This is a genomic window from Flavobacterium sp. (assembly GCF_027490375.1).
Classification (GTDB): domain Bacteria; phylum Bacteroidota; class Bacteroidia; order Flavobacteriales; family Flavobacteriaceae; genus Flavobacterium.
On record NZ_JAIXYH010000040.1, the window covers coordinates 67,472 to 85,401 of the forward strand.

The following is a 17,930-nucleotide window of genomic DNA, read 5'->3' on the forward strand; positions in this document are numbered from 1 at the left end:
CCGGCTTCCGTTGGGCGCCGCCGCAAAGCCTTAAAAAATCGCCACTCAAAATGCGGGCTTTCCGTCCAATCGGGGCTAAGAACGAACCGTTCAGCGATTTTCTACCTATAAAAGTGTGTGCGTTTGCGAAAAATTTTACTTTTACCCGTTGGTACACTAAAAACGGATTTTGAAAGTTTATATCCCAAAGAAAATTTACGTGAAGGCACATACGAAAGGTCTGTTGATTTTAGCCTTAACTGTTTTGATCGTTGCTTGTTCAACGCGAAAAAACAAGTTTGTAAATCGTCAATTCCAGGCACTCAACACCAAATATAACGCGCTTTACAACGGCGAACTGGCTTTAGATAAAGGTCTCGAAGAAGTCAAACAAAAATACCAAGACAATTACTGGGATATTCTTCCCATCGAACGCATGCAAGGTGATGCGGCCGCCGGCGAGTCCGATAAAGCCAAACCAAAAAACACCAACTTCGAACGCGCCGAGCTTAAAGCCACAAAGGCCATTCAAAAACGCTCCATGAATATCGAAGGTAAAGAGCGTAACCCGCAAATCGACGAAGCGCACCTCATGCTCGGACAAGCGCGCTACTACGACCAACGCTACATTCCGGCTCTAGAAGCCTTTAACTACATCTTGTACAAATACCCCGAAAGCGACAAAATTTATATCGCAAAAATCTGGCGCGAACGCACCAATATGCGACTCGGAAACGACGCACTCGCCGTTAAAAATCTAAAACAGCTCTTATCCGAAATAAAATTTAAAGACCAAGTCTTTGCCGACGCTAATGCTACTATCGCACAAGCCTTCGTAAACCTAAATCAAATTGATAGCGCAACCGTACGTTTGGCAAAAGCTATCGAGTTTTCTAAAAACGACGAAGAAAAAGCGCGCTACCACTTTATTTTAGGTCAGTTGTACGAACGTCAAGGCAAACCCGAATTGGCAGCAAACGAGTTCAGAACGGTAATCGACATGAAACGAAAATCGCCGCGTGTGTACATCATTCAAGCCGAAGCGAAACTCGCACAGCAATTCGATTACAAGTCGGGCGATACAATTGCGTTCATCAAACATATGGATGCCTTGATAAAAGATCGCGAAAACCGACCGTTTCTCGATGTTTTATACCACCAAAAGGCACTTTTCTACACCAAGCGCAAAAAGTACAAACCGGCAATCGAAAATTACAACAAGTCCCTGCAAATCGAATCAAACGACGATTATCTGGTGGCCAGCAACTACCGTAATCTCGCAGGGATATACTTCGATTCAGCGAAATATCAAACTGCTGGTCAGTATTACGACAGTACTTTAACAAAACTAAAGCCCAGAACACGCGAGTACAAAGCCATCGAGAAAAAGCGCAATAATCTAGACGATGTCATTAAATACGAAGGCATTGCACAGCGAAACGACAGTATTTTAAATGTAGCCGCACTTTCGCCTTCCGACAGAAAAGAATTCTACGAAGCATACATCGAAAAACTTAAAAAATCCGACGCCGAAAAAGCGAAGAAAGAAAAAGAAGCAGCCGAGAAAGCCGAACGTTTAGCCGCACGAGACGGAGATAACTCCGACGATACTGCTTCGGAAATTCGCGCTGAATTACGACGCAACGATGCCCCAGGTCAAAACCTAAAAGACGTATCCGATAACAAAGGTGCGTCGTCAGAAAAACGACCCCGATCAACCGCAGGTGCAAGTGCAGGCGGCAAAGACGGATTCTATTTCTACAACACCGTAAATGTTTCCCAAGGGAAAATCGATTTTAAAAAGATTTGGGGAAACAGAACTTTGCGCGACAACTGGCGTTTAACTTCGCTTACACAAAACAAATCGGAAATCGAAAAAGTTGATAAAAAGTCGGATTCGATTAGCGAAAAAGCCCAAGTCAAAGAAGTTGAAAAACCACAATACACCGCCGATTTTTATCTAAAAGGCGTTCCTACTTCTAAAACGGTGCTCGACAGTTTGGCCAAAGAACGCAATTTTGCCTACTTTCAATTAGGAGCCATTTATAAAGACAAGTTCAAAGAATATCAGCTTTCGGCAGATAAATACGAGAGTTTACTCAAGCAAAATCCAGAAGAACGCTACATTTTACCGGCGCTTTACAATCTGTACAAAGATTATATGGAAATTAATCCATCCAAAGCGCAAGCCATTAAAGACCGCATTATTGCCAGCTATCCGAACAGCAGATATGCGCAAATTCTTCAAAATCCGGAATTAGCTACCGGAAACGAAGCCATGACGGGCGAGGAAGTGTATAATGAACTTTTCGAGCAGTTCAGAAACGGCGATTACATCCGTTTGGCGCCAAAGATTGATGCAGCTATTTCGCAATTTACAGGTGAGGAAATCATTCCGAAGCTCGAGTTATTAAAGGCAACCAATGCCGGAAAACTCAACGGAGTTACAGCGTACAAAGCTGGGTTGAATTTCGTAGCACTCAATTTTCCAACAACAGGCGAGGGCAAAGAAGCCGAAGAATTGTTGCGTGCCGACATTCCGATTTTGGAAGATATGGAGTACGATGATTTTAAGCCAACAACCTATAAAATTTTATACAAAGTCGACGATCCCGAAGCCGAGTCGGTTAAAGCAGTTCGAACGATTTTAGAGACATTTGTAAAAGAACGAACCACAGACGCATTAAAGTTATCGGTTGACATTTACACACCAACCTCGTATTTTCTCGTGCTTCACAATTTTGAAAATGAAACAGCAGCAAAAGATGTTGCAACGATTTTAAAAGAGTACAAAGACTATCAGATTAAGTTACCAGCCACAGTAATGTCGTCGGAGAATTATAAGGTTACGCAAGTGAAAAAGAACTTCGAAACGTATCACTTGCCAAGACAGCCACGAGTGAAAAAGCCCGTGGTTATCAAACCTAAGCCTGAAGAGAAAAAAGCAGCGGCTGCTGCGCCAAAACCAAAGCAAGCCAAGCCGCAAACTAATCCGAGACAAAATCCAGGTATGCCGCCCGGCTTGGGTAACGCACCCAACCAAAAGCAAGCCGACAAAGGTTCTCGCAGCATTAGTCCTTCTCCAGACATGACCGACGATCCAGCAGGAGGAAATACGAGAACCCAGAAACCAAAATAGTTTTCAATCCGTCGATGTTTGACGACATTTTAACACTAAAAAACAGAGAGCAAGACTAGGTTTCGTATCCCAGAAATAGCTGAGGCTTAATACCGGTTGTTCGGTTAAAAAGCGCTTGTCACATTGCTAACATACTTTCAAAATGCAGCAGAATTCAAATAACAATCCCAATAAATGGCTTTTGCTCTCGACCATGGGAATCGAAATGTTTGCTTGGATTTTTGCGGGTCATAAGTTAGGCGAGTATGTAAACCAGCAATATCCGGAGAGTCCGGCCGATTATCACGTAATCTTCTTATTGGTCGGAATAGCACTCGCATTTTATTCCGTATTCAGAAAATTGAAAGATTTAAACAGCTGATGAAGTCACTTTTATTTAAATCACTAGGGATTGCTATTCTTTTAACGGCGGCTGCTTGGAGCGTACTGCTCGGGTACCACAGTGTAGCTTTCGCAGAAGTGGAAATCGTTGTTTGGCAGTATTTGGCTTTTTTTGTGTTAGCCGCGGCAATTTGTATGAGTATCGTTTTATTGGTATCTCAGAAAAACTTTGATCAAACGGGCATGAGCTTTCTGGCAGTAACCACAGTAAAAATGATTCCTGCTTTTGTGGTAATTAAATTCGCGCGGGAGCAGATAAACGAAACCCTTGCTATTCAAATGGGTTACAGCGGTTTTCTTTTATTTTTGGCAATTGAGGTTTATTTTACTTACAGATTATTGAACAATAAACAAAAAAAAGACTGAAAGCTTACTTTATCAGCACAAAAAATAATTTTTAAAGCGTTTGTCGTTCTAATAAATAATGTACCTTTGCGCCAAATTTGAGAACCCTTAAAATTTGTTCCAAAACGTATGGTTATTTTTAAAAAACCAATCCTATCAGTTTTATTAGCAATAGCTTGCAGCTTTACTGCTGTGGCTACTTCTGTTAACGACACTATTAAAACAAGTGAAGCCAATCACAGCGAGGCTCCAGAAGCACATGCTGCAAAAGGCGAACATCATGAAAGCGGCGATATCAAATCAGAAATCAAAGCCCACATCAATCACCACGTTCTAGATTCGCATGACTTCACATTGTTTTCAGACGATGAAGCTGGGACGCATTTCGGTTTTCCTTTGCCGGTGATATTGTGGGATAATGGGGTTCATATCTTTTCTTCTGCAAAATTTGATCACGGACATGCTGTCGCTGAATCGAACGGAAATTACTACGCGATCGGTCATCACGACGGAAAGATTTATAAAACTGACGCGAAAGGCACTTTGAACGAAGATGCTACAGGGCATATCACGAATGAACGACCTTTAGATTTTTCAATCACTAAAAGTGTATTGTCGATAATACTCGTAGCGTTGATTATGTTCTTGCTGTTTCGTTCTTTAGCGAAATCTTACGCAAGAAACGGCGGCGTTGCAGCCGGTGCAGGAAGAATTTTTGAGCCGCTAGTATTATACGTTCGCGATGAGATTGCAATTCCAAATATTGGTCATAAACACCACAGGAAGTATATGGGCTATTTGTTAACCATATTTTTCTTCATTCTCTTCTTGAATTTATTTGGATTAACTCCTCTGGGAATTAATGTGACGGGTAACATCACTATCACTTTTTCCCTAGCAATTTTAACGTTCCTAATTACCAATCTTACAGCTAATAAATACTATTGGGGACATATCTTCTGGATGCCAGGTGTGCCTTATGCAATGCGAATTGTCTTAGCGCCAATTGAATTGTTGGGAGTAGTTATTAAACCGTTTTCATTAATGATCCGGCTCTATGCAAACATTTTTGCGGGTCACATCGTATTAATGTCGATCATCGGATTAATGTTTATTTTCAAAAGTTGGATCGGAAGTTCGCTCTCGTTGGCTCTAGCTTTTGTATTGTCTATTCTTGAAATTTTGGTTGCCTTTCTACAAGCATATATCTTCACCATGTTGTCTGCCCTTTATTTCGGAGCAGCAGTGGAAGAACATCATCACGAAGAAGGTCATCACTAATAATTTGAACGTTTAATTTTAATATACATTTTATGCAAATTCCAACTATTGTAGGAGCAGGTTTGATCGTAATCGGTGCTGGTTTAGGTATCGGTAAAATTGGTGGGTCAGCTATGGATGCTATCGCTCGTCAGCCTGAAGCTTCAGGTAAAATTCAAACAGCTATGCTTATCGCAGCAGCTCTTATTGAAGGTATTGGTTTCGCTGCACTTTTCGCGGCTTAATTAAACAATCTAACCTTTGTTAGAACGGTTGGTTTTAACAAAGGTTTAAATTAGAATTAATCACCCAACATGGAAAAATTAATAAATCAGTTTGAATTAGGCTTGTTCTTTTGGCAAGTAATCATTTTTGTAGGATTAATTTTACTTCTCAGAAAATTCGCTTGGAAACCCATTCTCGATGCGGTTAATCAGCGTGAAGAAGGTATTAAAAATGCGTTGCAATCTGCAGAGAATGCTCGTAAAGAAATGCAGTTGTTGCAAGCCGATAACGAGCGTATCTTACAAGAAGCCCGTATCGAGCGCGATGCACTTTTAAAAGAAGCTCGTGAAATGCGTGAAAAGATGATCGCTGATTCAAAACAAGACGCTCAAGCAGAAGGTGCTCGCATGATCGAACAAGCGAAATCCGCTATTGCTGCTGAGAAAAATGCCGCTATGGCCGAGCTTAAAAATCAAGTTTCAGCTTTGTCTATCGAAATCGCTGAAAAATTGGTGAAGCAAGAACTTACCGATAAAGCAGCACAAACAAAGCTTATCGAGAAATTACTAACTGAAGTAAAAGCTAACTAATAATGTCTGTATCAAGAGCAGGTTTGAGATACGCTAAAGCAATTCTAGATATTGCATTAGATAAAAACGAAGCCGACGCGGTTGCTGTCGATATGCAATCTATTGCAGATACCTTGCACGCAAACGCCGAGCTTTCGAATTTCTTAACCAATCCCGTGCTTCCAGGTGCAAATAAGTTAAGTGCGCTTGAAGCAATCTTTTCGAATACGAGCGGTACCACGAAGAACGTTTTCAGATTACTCCTCGAAAACAAGCGTTTCGCAATTTTGGGAGATATCGCAACAGCTTATTTACAGCTTAACGATCAAAGAAATGGTATCGAAACAGCATTGGTAACTACGGCGCAACCTCTAGATGCAGCCTTGGAAACTGCTGTTTTAAATAGTGTGAAAGCACTTACTTCGGCAAAAGTAACCCTGAAAAATATTGTAGATCCTTCAATCATCGGAGGATTCATCTTACGCATAGGCGACAAGCAGTTCAACGCTTCCGTTGCACAACGCATTCAAAATTTAAAAAGAGAACTTAGCAACTAATTATTCAATAATAAGTTATGGCAGAAATTAATGCTGCTGAAATATCAGCAATTCTTAGAAAACAAGTTGAAGGCTTCGAATCAGGTGCTACTTTGGAAGAAGTAGGGTCTGTAATTGAAGTAGGAGACGGTATTGCCCGTGTGTACGGGTTGTCTAATGCGCAATATGGCGAATTAGTACAGTTCGAAAACGGTCTCGAGGCCATCGTACTTAACCTAGAAGAAGATAATGTTGGGGTGGTACTTTTGGGTCCTTCAACGGGTATTAAAGAAGGTTCTACTGTTAAGAGAACTCAAAGAATTGCTTCGCTTCGCGTAGGTGAAGAAATGGTTGGTCGTGTGGTGAATACACTCGGACAGCCAATCGATGGTAAAGGACCAATCGGTGGACAATTATACGAAATGCCACTTGAGCGTAAAGCGCCAGGTGTAATTTTCCGTCAGCCAGTTACCGAGCCTTTACAAACAGGTATCAAAGCTGTTGATGCGATGATTCCAGTAGGTCGTGGTCAACGTGAGTTGGTTATTGGCGACCGTCAGACAGGTAAGTCGACTGTTTGTATCGATACCATCTTGAATCAAAAAGAATTTTACGATGCAGGACAACCTGTATTTTGTATCTACGTAGCTGTAGGTCAGAAAGCTTCAACCGTTGCAGGTATTGCGAAAACCTTGGAGGAAAAAGGTGCAATGGCTTATACCATCATCGTAGCAGCTAATGCTTCTGATCCAGCTCCAATGCAAGTTTATGCACCATTTGCGGGTGCCGCTATTGGCGAGTACTTCCGCGATACAGGTCGTCCGGCGTTGATCGTATACGATGATTTGTCGAAACAAGCGGTTGCTTATCGTGAGGTATCTCTTTTGCTAAGACGTCCACCAGGACGTGAGGCGTACCCTGGAGACGTTTTCTACTTGCACTCACGTTTGTTAGAGCGTGCGGCAAAAGTAATTGCCGACGATTCGATTGCAAAAAACATGAACGATTTACCAGAATCACTTAAACCAATCGTTAAAGGTGGTGGTTCGTTAACGGCTTTACCAATTATCGAAACACAAGCGGGCGACGTTTCTGCGTACATCCCAACTAACGTAATTTCGATTACCGACGGGCAGATTTTCTTGGAATCAGATTTATTTAACTCGGGTGTTCGTCCGGCTATTAACGTAGGTATTTCGGTATCGCGTGTAGGTGGTAACGCTCAAATTAAATCGATGAAGAAAGTATCGGGTACGTTAAAACTGGATCAAGCGCAGTTCCGTGAATTGGAAGCTTTCGCGAAATTCGGATCGGATTTGGATGCTGTAACGTTAAACGTAATCGAAAAAGGACGTAGAAACGTTGAAATCTTGAAGCAAGGTTTGAACAGTCCGTTTACTGTTGAAGATCAGGTTGCAATTATCTATGCAGGTTCTAAAAACTTATTGAGAAATGTTCCTGTGAACAAAGTAAAAGAGTTTGAAAAAGATTATTTAGACTATTTGAATAACAAGCACCGCGCTACATTAGATGCTTTGAAAGCGGGTAAATTAGACGACAGCATTACCGATGTATTGGAAGCTGCCGCTAAAGAAATCGCTGCGAAGTATAACTAAGAAAACCGGTAAAACGAACAATTCTAAATGGCAAATCTTAAAGAAATACGCAACAGGATAACCTCGGTTTCATCGACGATGCAAATTACGTCGGCGATGAAGATGGTTTCTGCGGCAAAGCTTAAGAAAGCGCAAGATGCTATTACGGCTATGCGTCCGTATGCTGAAAAGCTAACGGAGTTGTTGCAAAACCTTTCGGCAAGTATCGAAGATGGTGATAATGGTGTGTACACAACACAGCGCGATGTAAAACGCGTGTTGGTAGTTGCCATTACGTCGAACAGAGGTTTGTGCGGCGCCTTTAATACAAACGTTATTAAAGAAGTAAAAAATCGTATAGATTTTTACAGCGGTAAGCAAGTTGCTGTTTTTGCGATTGGCAAGAAAGGAAACGACGTATTGTCGAAAAACAGTTCGGTTGTTGCAAACAAGAGTCAGGTTTTTGACCAACTCACTTTCGACAATGTAGCACAGATTGCCGAAGAAATTATGGCTTTTTATGCTGCTGGCGATTACGATCGCGTGGAATTGGTGTACAACCAATTTAAGAATGCAGCTACGCAAATAGTGCGCACGGAGCAGTTTTTGCCACTCGTTTCTTCTGGTGCAAAACAGAACAATTCGGTTGATTACTTGTTCGAGCCAGAGAAAGAGAGCATCATCGAAACCTTGATTCCGAAAAGCTTAAAAACACAATTGTACAAAGCAATTCGCGATTCGTTTGCTGCAGAGCACGGCGCACGTATGACAGCTATGCACAAAGCAACTGACAATGCTACTGAACTTCGAAACCAATTGAAGTTAACATACAACAAAGCACGTCAGGCGGCGATTACTAACGAGATTTTAGAGATTGTTGGTGGAGCAGAGGCTTTGAAAGGATAATAAAAAATAGTTTTAGATTTATAAAGCTGCATTGTAATGATGCAGCTTTTTTTTGTGGATTTGTGAACGATTTTCCGCGTGAGTGACCGCAGCGGCATCCTTTTGTGAGTGCCTTTAGGCCGAATAAAAGATACAGCGGAGGGCACGACCCGAGGTTGCACTTACGTCTTTTAGCACACACAAAAACCGAGGGGCACGCCCAAAAGTTTAACAAGATTCTAACTAAATCTCAAAAACCCTCAACATTTTACAATGATTTAACAAAACCTCCTCTGATTGTTAAGAAATCATTAATTTGTGATGATATGGTGAAATCTGAAAATTTTGTAAAACTTTTTGCGAATCGTGAAAATAATAGTTCGGAAAATTATGAGGATTTGAAATTATTTGTACTTTGGCATTATAAACTAACAAAAATGAACCAAATGAAAGTGTACTTTTTAGTGCTGTCTTTGTTCTTTTCGGTGGGTCTTGCTGTTGCGCAAAACACCGTTACAGGAAAAGTGACAGATGCAAATGGCTTGCCTCTGCCAGGAGCTACGATTTCGGTAGTAGACAACGAATCGAGCACAGTTACGGATGAAAGCGGAAGTTTTTCGTTGACCACTTCGAAGAAGCCGCCTTTTCAAATTACGGTGAGTATGGTAGGATTTACCTCACAAACCGTGAGTGTTGCTGGAAATAAAGTAACAGTACGTTTGATAGAGGAGGAAACGTTGCTCAATGAAGTTGTAGTATCTGCCTCCAGAACGCCGGAGCGAATTTTAGAGTCGCCTGTTACGGTAGAGCGCATGAGTTCAGCTGATATTAAAGCTACAACTGCTGCCACTTTTTACGACGGCTTGGAGAACTTGAAAGAAGTTCACTTTAATACGAGCTCCCTATCGTTTAAATCGATTAACACACGCGGTTTTGCGACGGTTGCGAACACGCGATTCTTGCAATTGGTAGATGGTATGGACAACTCATCTCCGGCCTTGAACTTTGTTTTAGGAAACCTAATTGGGGTAAGTGATATCGACGTTGCTAGCGTGGAATTACTTCCTGGAGCGTCGTCGGCACTATATGGAGCAAACGCTTTCAATGGTATTATGTTTATGAATAGCAAGAATCCGTTTAATTCTCCGGGTATTAGTGCTTATTATAAGCGAGGCGAAACAATTCAAGATGCGGCTGGAATCAACCCGTTTTTTGATTTTGGAATTCGCGCCGCTTACGTATTTACCGACTGGTTTGCAGCGAAAGCTAATGTTTCTTATATGGAGGCTACAGAGTGGATCGCAAACGATCGTCGTGATGTAGGAACAAATTTGCAGAGCCTTGATCCGAATCCAAATTACGACGGACTAAACTTGTACGGCGATGAGGTTTCAACAAACATTAAAGACGTTGGTCGTTCTTTAGCGGCACTTGGTGTTATTTCGCCCGCAGCTGTTAACTTGTTGCCAAGCTACAATGTGGCGCGAACAGGATATGAAGAGCGCGATTTGAATGACTCGGACATTAAGAGTGTTAAGGCCGATTTCTCTTTGCATTTCAGACCGTTTAAAAACGACTTTGAGATCATTTTACAACACAAACTCGGTTTCGGTAACACCGTTTACCAAGGAGCTAACCGCTATGCACTTCGAAACTTTGAAATGAGTCAGACGAAAATAGAAGTAAAAGCAAATAATTTCTTCTGGCGTGCATACATGACCACTGAAGATGCTGGAGATTCGTACGATATGCGATTTGCAGCATGGAATGTTAACCGCGCTTGGAAAGCGGATAATGTATGGTTTGGGCAATACGCTGGAGCTTACATTCAAAGTACGTTAGCGGGTGCTACACCAGCACAGGCTCATGCTGCCGGTAGAGCTACAGCAGATTCAGGACGTTTTTTACCGGGATCATCTGAGTTCAATGAGGCTTTAGCACGTGTTACTGCAGATCCAAATTTAACGACAGGTGCAAAATTCCAAGATCAATCTAAATTGTATCACAGTGATTTGAATTACAACTTCAAAGACATGATCAAATTTGGTGAATTGATGGTAGGAGGTTCTTTTAGAAGATATGAGATGAATTCAAACGGAACCATCTTTACCGATTTTGACGGCCCAATCACCTACGACGAGTACGGTGCTTACACCCAATTTAGCAAAAAATTATTGAAAGAGGAGCGTTTGAAATTTACCGGTTCGGTTCGCTATGATAAGAGCCAGAATTTTGATGGGTTTGTTTCGCCACGTGTAGCGTTTGTGTATTCTGCGGGCGCCACCAAAAAGCACAATTTCCGCTTGTCTTATCAAACTGGTTTCAGAAACCCAACAACTCAAGATCAGTATATCGGTTTAGATTTAGGTCCGTTTGCATTAATCGGATCTGCTCCAGACAACTTAAATCGATATACCGAAACGCGTACAGTAAGTGCTGCGGGTCAAGCAGCTGGACAGCCAGCTACAGTTACTTTAGACGGTAACGATGCCTACAATAATTCGTTCACGCTTGCATCTGTGCAGCAGTTTTCGGCAACGGGCGACGTTTCCGTTTTGCAGGTAGCTAACGTAGATTTAGTAAAACCAGAACGCGTAACTGCTTTTGAATTAGGCTATCGTACAGTAGTTGGTGATGATTTTGCGATTGATATCAACGGTTATTACAACATTTATAATGACTTCTTGAATCAAGCTCGTGTAATTACTCCGTTATATGGTTCCGTTACAGATTTAGGACCTACTAGCCAATCGCTTTTAGCACTTATCAACGGCGACCGTCGCGTATTCCAAGTGTATACCAATTCAAAAACAGAAGTTACTTCGCTAGGTTTTGGTATTGGTGCTAGCAAAAAGATCTATAAAGATTATGAAATAGGTGTGAATTATAACCATGCACAATTTGAGTTTGATCAAGCAGAAGACCCAAGTTTTATCCCTGGATTTAATACACCAAAGCACAGAATCAAAGGTTCGTTTGGCAATCCAAAAGCATTTAAAAACTTTGGTTTCAATATGAATGTAAGATGGAATAGTGAATACTTATGGCAGTCTTCATTTGCTGATGGTATGGTTCCAGAAAACACAGTGTTTGATGCACAAATCAATTACGCGATCCCAAGCCTGAAAGCTGTACTAAAAGTAGGTGGCACGAATCTTTTCGGAAGCGACTATATCCAGGTAATCGGTGCGGGAGAAATCGGTAAGCAGTGGTATGCTTCAGTTACAATCAATCCATAATTCTAAAATAAGTTATTATGATTAAAAGTTTTAAATATTTGTTTGTAGCTGCATTAGCGCTTACCGCTTGTAGCGAAGACGATACTACCGAAGAGGTAGTAGTAATTACCCCGGGTGAAGCCAATTTTGCAAAATACGTGGCTTTAGGCGACTCATTTGCAGCAGGATTTAGTGACGGAGCTTTATTTAAATCCGGACAAGAAAATGCATATCCTAACATTCTAGCGGAGCAATTCACTCTTGCAGGCGGAGGCGCATTTACGACTCCCTTTATGTTAGATGATATTGGAGGATTTAGTTTAGGTGGATCGCAAGTTCCTGGATTTGGTACCCGATTGGTACTTAACGGGACAACTCCAGTTTCTTTAGCTGGAATTGCTAGCACTCAAATTACGGATCAACTTTCGGGAGCTTTCAACAATCTTGGTGTTCCTGGGGCAAAGAGTTTCCATTTAGTGGCACCCGGTTACGGACAATTGAATCCGTATTTTGGTCGATTTGATTCTTCTGCAACAGCAACAGTTTTGGGCGATGCTATAGCGCAATCACCAACATTCTTTTCTCTTTGGATTGGCGGCAATGACGTTTTGGGTTTTGCAACCTCAGGAGGTACCGGTACGAATCAAACAGGTAACCTAAATCCTGCTACTTATGGTCAGAGCGACATTACCGATCCAACGGTATTTGCCGCAACCTATTCTAACCTTGTTGATGCACTTACAGCAGGTGGTGCAAAAGGTGTAGTTGCAAATTTACCTTACATAAATGCACTTCCCTACTTTACTACTGTACCTCATAATCCGGTTCCTTTAAATGCACAAACAGCAGCAACCTTAATGAGTGCACAAGCTTTTGGAGCATACAATGCTGGCTTGCAGTTTGCAGCAACTAATGGTTTAATTTCACAAGCAGAGGCACAAAGAAGAACAATAAGCTATACTGCTGGGAATAATAATGCCGTGTTGTTAACAGATAGTTACTTAACAAACTTGACCTCCTTTGGTATTCCATCGATTCGTCAGGCTACTAACGAAGATTTTATTGTTTTACCAGCTCGTGCGGTAATCGGTACAGCGGTTAACAATAATCCACAGCAAATCAATGGGGTTTCTGTCCCGTTGGCAGATCAGTGGGTTCTAACTAAAGATGAAGTGGCAGAAATCAAGACTGCCACCGATGCTTACAATGCCGCAATCGAACAAATTGCAACAGCCAAAGGTTTAGCTTTAGTGGATGTCCGCGGAATCTTAGAGCAATTGAAAACAACTGGGATCGTGCGCGATGGTTTTACTCTTCGCAGCGATTATGTAACAGGAAATACGTTCTCATTAGACGGTATTCATCCCGGGCCACGTGGATATGCATTTATCGCCAATCTTTTCTTAGATGCTATAAATACCAAATACGGTTCGAACATTCCTAATGTAAAAATGGGTGATTATAATATCTTGTACGGACCACAAATACCGTTTGGTTCCGGAAACTAAAAAAACTAGAATTTAATCAACCGCCGACCAACATCGGCGGTTTTTTTATTCTCAATAGTGAAGGTTTTGCTTTAACAAGCTATATTTTCTTAAATGGAGGTTAACTCTTCTAAAAGGTGCTTGTTTTTGATAACTGCACGTTCTTTTTTAAATCTTAAAATTTAAAAATTAACAATTACTCACCGATAATAATAGCTAACTTTATGTTCGTAAAAAAAAACGGTTGAGAAGTATTCTAAAAAATAATAATAAAACTATTTTTTTTTAAAGCATTAATATTTAAAGGAGTGTTTACTCGAAAATTTAGAACTGTAGTTGTAAATACGTCAGGCTAGTGTATTGTAAGCTTTTTTCCTATCAAGTAACGTTCAGCTAGTTCTACTTTTTTCAAGAATGATTTCACTGCGGCAAAGGGTACAACAAAAGTTTTTATAACCCGCGAATCGCCCATCTAAAGAATAAACAATGGAGAGAAAAACAAAAAAATATACCCAAGTTAAATTGCTCTATGCGTTCACTTCTTTTTTTTATTTGGGACTTTACCTGGCTCTGGCGCAATCTCAAAATGTAACCCGTGTTTGGGGAACGTACTTCGGTGATGAGCGGTTTTATTTGCAAGATTCTCGGGTAGATAATTCGGGTAATTTATACATTGTAGGTGTCTTTATTGGCAACAAAAATTCTGCACCTACATTCAACACAAACGCGTATCAAGCTAATTTTGGGGGCGGTGAATCAGATGGGTTTATAGCAAAATTTAGCGCGGAAGGTTCCTTAATCACATGCAGTTATTTTGGCGGAGAGGGAATAGACGGTTTGTCGGCTATTGATGTGGACCCTAATAATAATGTTTATATTTCGGGTTTTACTACAAGTGAAACGCAAATAGCCACTCAAGGATCCTATCAGCAAGTGAAAAGCCTTGGAACCGATTTATTTGTTGCAAAATTCAATGAGAGTGGTTCTCTAGTTTGGTCGACCTATTTTGGTGGTGAAGGAGACGATGGGGAAGGACTTAACACCATCTTATCGACAGGTGTTTCAACAAAACGGACGCACATATCGCACGATAAAGAATCTCATTGCTATTTGTTGTTACAGACCAATAGCCAAGATTTAGGTACTGATGATACCTTTCAGCCAAACAAGGAAAATTCTAATTATTTAATCGCAAAATTTTCAGAAACGGGTTTTTTAGTTTGGAGTACTTATTATGGAATAAATCTTCAAAATCAGGCGAACTCATTAAAATCAGGTAATGATGCCGTTTATGTTAGCGGAGTAATCAACGAATGTACACCAGGTCAAATACCAAACAACTATTTTGGTACAGCCAACGCTTTTCAGGAGGTAAAAGGTAGTTGTAGAGATACCTTTCTTTCGAAATTTGATACTACCGGACAGCGACTTTGGAGCACGTATTATGGTGGAACAAGTTCCGAATTGACCTCAGATAATGCTCTGAGTATTGTAGATGGACATGTTTACTTTTCTGGTATAGGCTCAAGCTCCATGCTAGCTACGGCAGGGACATTTCAATCGCAATCAGGGCAAGTATCTTCGCCATTTTTAGCAAAGTTCACCAGTGAGGGCGAGCGCGTTTGGGCTTCATTTAACGGACTTAGTCAAAATCAAGCAGAAACTTATTTATCAAATAACACAGCTGTTGAAGCCGACCTAAATGGAAATATACTCTTAAGTGGCACAATCGGCTTAAACGCGAACATCTCATCGGCACAAGCTTGGCAAGAGGATTTATATGGAATAAACGATGCTTATATGGCAAAGTTCACTAGTACAGGTCAGAAATTATGGGGTACCTATTACGGAGGAAGCAATTTTGAGCTCAGAGCAATTGCACACTCCTATGGCGAAAATGTCTTTTTGGTCGGAAGCTCGTTGAGTACAGACGGCCTCTCTACTTCCGGCGCGCTTCAAGAAAATTTGATCCTTTTTGATGAGAGTACCACGCTAAAAAAAAACATTTTTATCGCTTATTTTATCCCTATACCTTTGTCTGTTGCAGACAATCATGAGTTAACTTTTGAAATTTTTCCCAACCCAAGCACAGGAGCATTCACGCTCGCTTCGGTAAGTAGTGAACAATTGCCTTTCGAAATCAGCATATTTGATCTCACGGGTAAACAAATTTTTAACCAACATGCTACTGAACAAAATACTGTCATTAACTTACAAGGTATTGCACGAGGAATATATATGGTAGTAGTTAAATCAAAAAATACAAGCCAGGTTTCAAAATTAGTTGTTCAATAAAATAGAAAACGAATTTTCAGTAGCGCAAGTACTTTCAATCGAATTTATGCAGACTTTTTTGCAAAGGTTTTAACAGCTGCGCGTATGGTTAACTACCCGCTGTTCGAAAATTCCAAAAGTTCTCAGCTACAATTCTTAGTCCTACATTCATGAAAAAAATTGTTTTTTACACCTTACTTGCTCCACTGCTGTGTTTTTCTCAGCAACAATCCTTGCAGCGTGTATGGGGAACCTATTTTGGTGATGAGCGTTACAAACTCGAAGATTCAGTTGTTGATAGGGCTGGAAATTTATATTTAGTAGGATTGATAACCAGTAACGTCGATACAGCGCCCGTGTTTGCGTCTGATGTTTACCAATCTAATTACGGCGGCGGTTTTTCCGACGGATTTATTGCAAAATTCAACAACCAAGGTCAACTGTTATACATTACTTATTTTGGCGGAGTTGGCGATGACGTAGTTTCTTGTATCGATTTTGATAACAGCAATAACATATATGTAGCCGGCTTCACGGATAGTGAAACACAGATTGCAACGGCAACGGCTTTTCAAACTAATAAGAGCGCATTGAACGACCTATTTGTTGCAAAATTCAATGAAGAAGGATTGTTGCAATGGAGTACTTATTACGGCGGAAATGGAAACGACGGCAGCAGTCTTTTTCTTACCTTATCGATGGGAATAGATTCTAATCGAATTCAACTCGCGCACGACGGAGCTAATCATTTTTATGCTTTTTGTGAAACAACGAGTTCCAACATGGGAACTGCCAATACTTTTCAACCCACAAAGGAAAATGCAAATTTTTTAATTGTAAAGTTTTCAAATGATGGCATCCCACAGTGGTCAACTTATCATGGTTTTAACGAAAACAATCAGCTCACTGCAATTAAGGCTAACGAGGAAGCAGTTTATCTAAGTGGCCAGATAAGAGAATGCGTGCCAGATAATATTCCAAACACCTATTATGCTACACCTAATGCTTTTCAGCCGACTAGAGCTAGTTGTCAAGATTTATTTCTAACTAAGTTTGACACCAATGGCCAACGCCTTTGGAGTACATATTATGGCGGTAATTCACTCGACTTAGTATCAGATCGTTCAATTGATGTAAGAAACAATGCCATTTACTTTGCAGGCCAAGGTTTAGATCAAGCACTCGCCACATCTGATACCTTTCAAGAAACTCCAAGTGTTGATTTGCTTACTCCTTTTCTGGTGAGATTTAACGAGCTGGGAGAAAGAATCTGGGGAACTTTTAACGGAACAACTTTCAATCAGACAGGCGCAACAGCTTCTAATTCAGGACACGTAAAAATCGATAATGAAAACAATTTAATTTTCAGCGGAACGGTTGGTTTGAATGCAAACGTTGCTCAAGGCCAAGCATTTCAGACGTCTCTAAATGGAACTCTTGACGGATTTTTAGCAAAGTTCGACGAAACAGGTCAGAAAATTTGGGGCACGTATTATGGCGGAAATAATACTGAAATTGCAATGATTGCCCATCCATTCGGCGAAAATGTATTCGTTGTCGGTGAATCAAATAGTATCACAGGTTTAGCAACAACGGGCGCAATGCAACCCAATCTAACCCTTTTTGATCCAAGTAGTTCAGAAACCAATTTTAATATTTTCATCGGTTATTTAACACCAATTCCACTGTCCACCAACGAAAATCAAGAGCTGTCCTTTGAAATGATACCTAATCCCAGTGCTGGGAATACGATTATCCGTTTGCCCTCCAACGTAATCAATTCAGCGAATGTGACGATTTTTGACATATCAGGAAAAACAATCTACGAAAGTACAACCCAAAACGAAGAACTGCGCGTGCAGCTTGATGGCCTTTCTAGTGGTGTTTATTTTGTGAAAGTAGCTACTGATAATACTGCGGTAGTCAAAAAATGGATTGTAAAAAATTAAAAAGCGACCGCTTACCGACAAACCGCCGACCAACATCGGCGGTTTTTTTGTGCGTATTTCCGACATTTCAAATCATTCTTTAATAAAT

13 protein-coding genes are annotated in these 17,930 nt (G+C 40.8%); all 13 read left to right on the forward strand.

Translation table 11 applies throughout. From position 1 onward, the window contains the following. Window positions 1-169 precede the first annotated feature (169 nt). The 13 genes from Q0064_RS04815 to Q0064_RS04875 all read left to right on the forward strand — a co-directional run bounded on the left by Q0064_RS04815 (window position 170) and on the right by Q0064_RS04875 (window position 17,842). On the forward strand, window positions 170-3,118 hold the full coding sequence (locus Q0064_RS04815; protein ID WP_298145100.1) for a gliding motility protein: 2,949 nt from the start codon (window positions 170-172) through the stop codon (window positions 3,116-3,118). Window positions 3,119-3,260: 142 nt separating this feature from the next. Continuing rightward, window positions 3,261-3,479, forward strand: coding sequence for an AtpZ/AtpI family protein (locus Q0064_RS04820; protein WP_298145103.1), 219 nt, complete (start codon window positions 3,261-3,263; stop codon window positions 3,477-3,479). Next, the gene (locus tag Q0064_RS04825) at window positions 3,479-3,865 is read left to right on the forward strand and encodes a hypothetical protein (protein ID WP_298145106.1); all 387 of its coding nucleotides are present in this window, start codon (window positions 3,479-3,481) and stop codon (window positions 3,863-3,865) included. The genes Q0064_RS04820 and Q0064_RS04825 overlap by 1 nt, the downstream gene beginning before the upstream one ends. Before the next feature lie 108 nt (window positions 3,866-3,973). Then, a complete protein-coding gene (gene atpB / locus Q0064_RS04830) occupies window positions 3,974-5,125 on the forward strand; it encodes a F0F1 ATP synthase subunit A (protein WP_298145109.1) in 1,152 nt (383 codons plus the stop codon). 32 nt (window positions 5,126-5,157) lie between these two features. Then, window positions 5,158-5,349, forward strand: coding sequence for an ATP synthase F0 subunit C (gene atpE / locus Q0064_RS04835; RefSeq protein ID WP_008255642.1), 192 nt, complete (start codon window positions 5,158-5,160; stop codon window positions 5,347-5,349). A gap of 69 nt (window positions 5,350-5,418) precedes the next feature. Beyond that, window positions 5,419-5,919 (forward strand): F0F1 ATP synthase subunit B, encoded by a 501-nt coding sequence (locus Q0064_RS04840; RefSeq protein WP_298145112.1) that lies wholly within the window; start codon window positions 5,419-5,421, stop codon window positions 5,917-5,919. A gap of 2 nt (window positions 5,920-5,921) precedes the next feature. Further along, complete coding sequence (gene atpH / locus Q0064_RS04845) at window positions 5,922-6,455, forward strand: ATP synthase F1 subunit delta (protein ID WP_298145115.1); 534 nt, start codon at window positions 5,922-5,924, stop codon at window positions 6,453-6,455. Between the two features lie 17 nt (window positions 6,456-6,472). Then, window positions 6,473-8,050 (forward strand): F0F1 ATP synthase subunit alpha, encoded by a 1,578-nt coding sequence (gene atpA, locus Q0064_RS04850; RefSeq protein ID WP_298145118.1) that lies wholly within the window; start codon window positions 6,473-6,475, stop codon window positions 8,048-8,050. Between the two features lie 27 nt (window positions 8,051-8,077). Further along, the gene (gene atpG / locus Q0064_RS04855; RefSeq protein ID WP_298145120.1) at window positions 8,078-8,935 is read left to right on the forward strand and encodes an ATP synthase F1 subunit gamma; all 858 of its coding nucleotides are present in this window, start codon (window positions 8,078-8,080) and stop codon (window positions 8,933-8,935) included. Window positions 8,936-9,360: 425 nt separating this feature from the next. Continuing rightward, the gene (locus Q0064_RS04860; protein ID WP_298145123.1) at window positions 9,361-12,153 is read left to right on the forward strand and encodes a carboxypeptidase-like regulatory domain-containing protein; all 2,793 of its coding nucleotides are present in this window, start codon (window positions 9,361-9,363) and stop codon (window positions 12,151-12,153) included. Window positions 12,154-12,170: 17 nt separating this feature from the next. Next, window positions 12,171-13,640: an SGNH/GDSL hydrolase family protein gene (locus Q0064_RS04865; RefSeq protein ID WP_298145126.1), complete on the forward strand. Its 1,470-nt coding sequence runs from the start codon at window positions 12,171-12,173 to the stop codon at window positions 13,638-13,640. Window positions 13,641-14,105: 465 nt separating this feature from the next. Continuing rightward, window positions 14,106-15,914 carry a T9SS type A sorting domain-containing protein gene (locus Q0064_RS04870; RefSeq protein ID WP_298145129.1) on the forward strand — a complete coding sequence of 603 codons (1,809 nt, stop codon included), beginning with the start codon at window positions 14,106-14,108 and terminating at the stop codon, window positions 15,912-15,914. A 149-nt stretch (window positions 15,915-16,063) separates the two neighbouring features. Then, window positions 16,064-17,842 carry a T9SS type A sorting domain-containing protein gene (locus tag Q0064_RS04875; RefSeq protein ID WP_298145131.1) on the forward strand — a complete coding sequence of 593 codons (1,779 nt, stop codon included), beginning with the start codon at window positions 16,064-16,066 and terminating at the stop codon, window positions 17,840-17,842. The last annotated feature ends 88 nt before the right edge of the window (window positions 17,843-17,930 follow it).

Bases quoted from the DNA above. Each gene is read 5' to 3' on its own strand.
- Q0064_RS04820 (WP_298145103.1), top strand. From the start codon at position 3,261: ATGCAGCAGAATTCAAATAACAATCCCAATAAATGGCTTTTGCTCTCG.
- Q0064_RS04825 (WP_298145106.1), top strand. From the start codon at position 3,479: ATGAAGTCACTTTTATTTAAATCACTAGGGATTGCTATTCTTTTAACG.
- atpB (WP_298145109.1), top strand. From the start codon at position 3,974: ATGGTTATTTTTAAAAAACCAATCCTATCAGTTTTATTAGCAATAGCT.
- atpE (WP_008255642.1), top strand. From the start codon at position 5,158: ATGCAAATTCCAACTATTGTAGGAGCAGGTTTGATCGTAATCGGTGCT.
- Q0064_RS04840 (WP_298145112.1), top strand. From the start codon at position 5,419: ATGGAAAAATTAATAAATCAGTTTGAATTAGGCTTGTTCTTTTGGCAA.
- atpH (WP_298145115.1), top strand. From the start codon at position 5,922: ATGTCTGTATCAAGAGCAGGTTTGAGATACGCTAAAGCAATTCTAGAT.
- atpA (WP_298145118.1), top strand. From the start codon at position 6,473: ATGGCAGAAATTAATGCTGCTGAAATATCAGCAATTCTTAGAAAACAA.
- atpG (WP_298145120.1), top strand. From the start codon at position 8,078: ATGGCAAATCTTAAAGAAATACGCAACAGGATAACCTCGGTTTCATCG.
- Q0064_RS04860 (WP_298145123.1), top strand. From the start codon at position 9,361: ATGAAAGTGTACTTTTTAGTGCTGTCTTTGTTCTTTTCGGTGGGTCTT.
- Q0064_RS04865 (WP_298145126.1), top strand. From the start codon at position 12,171: ATGATTAAAAGTTTTAAATATTTGTTTGTAGCTGCATTAGCGCTTACC.
- Q0064_RS04870 (WP_298145129.1), top strand. From the start codon at position 14,106: ATGGAGAGAAAAACAAAAAAATATACCCAAGTTAAATTGCTCTATGCG.
- Q0064_RS04875 (WP_298145131.1), top strand. From the start codon at position 16,064: ATGAAAAAAATTGTTTTTTACACCTTACTTGCTCCACTGCTGTGTTTT.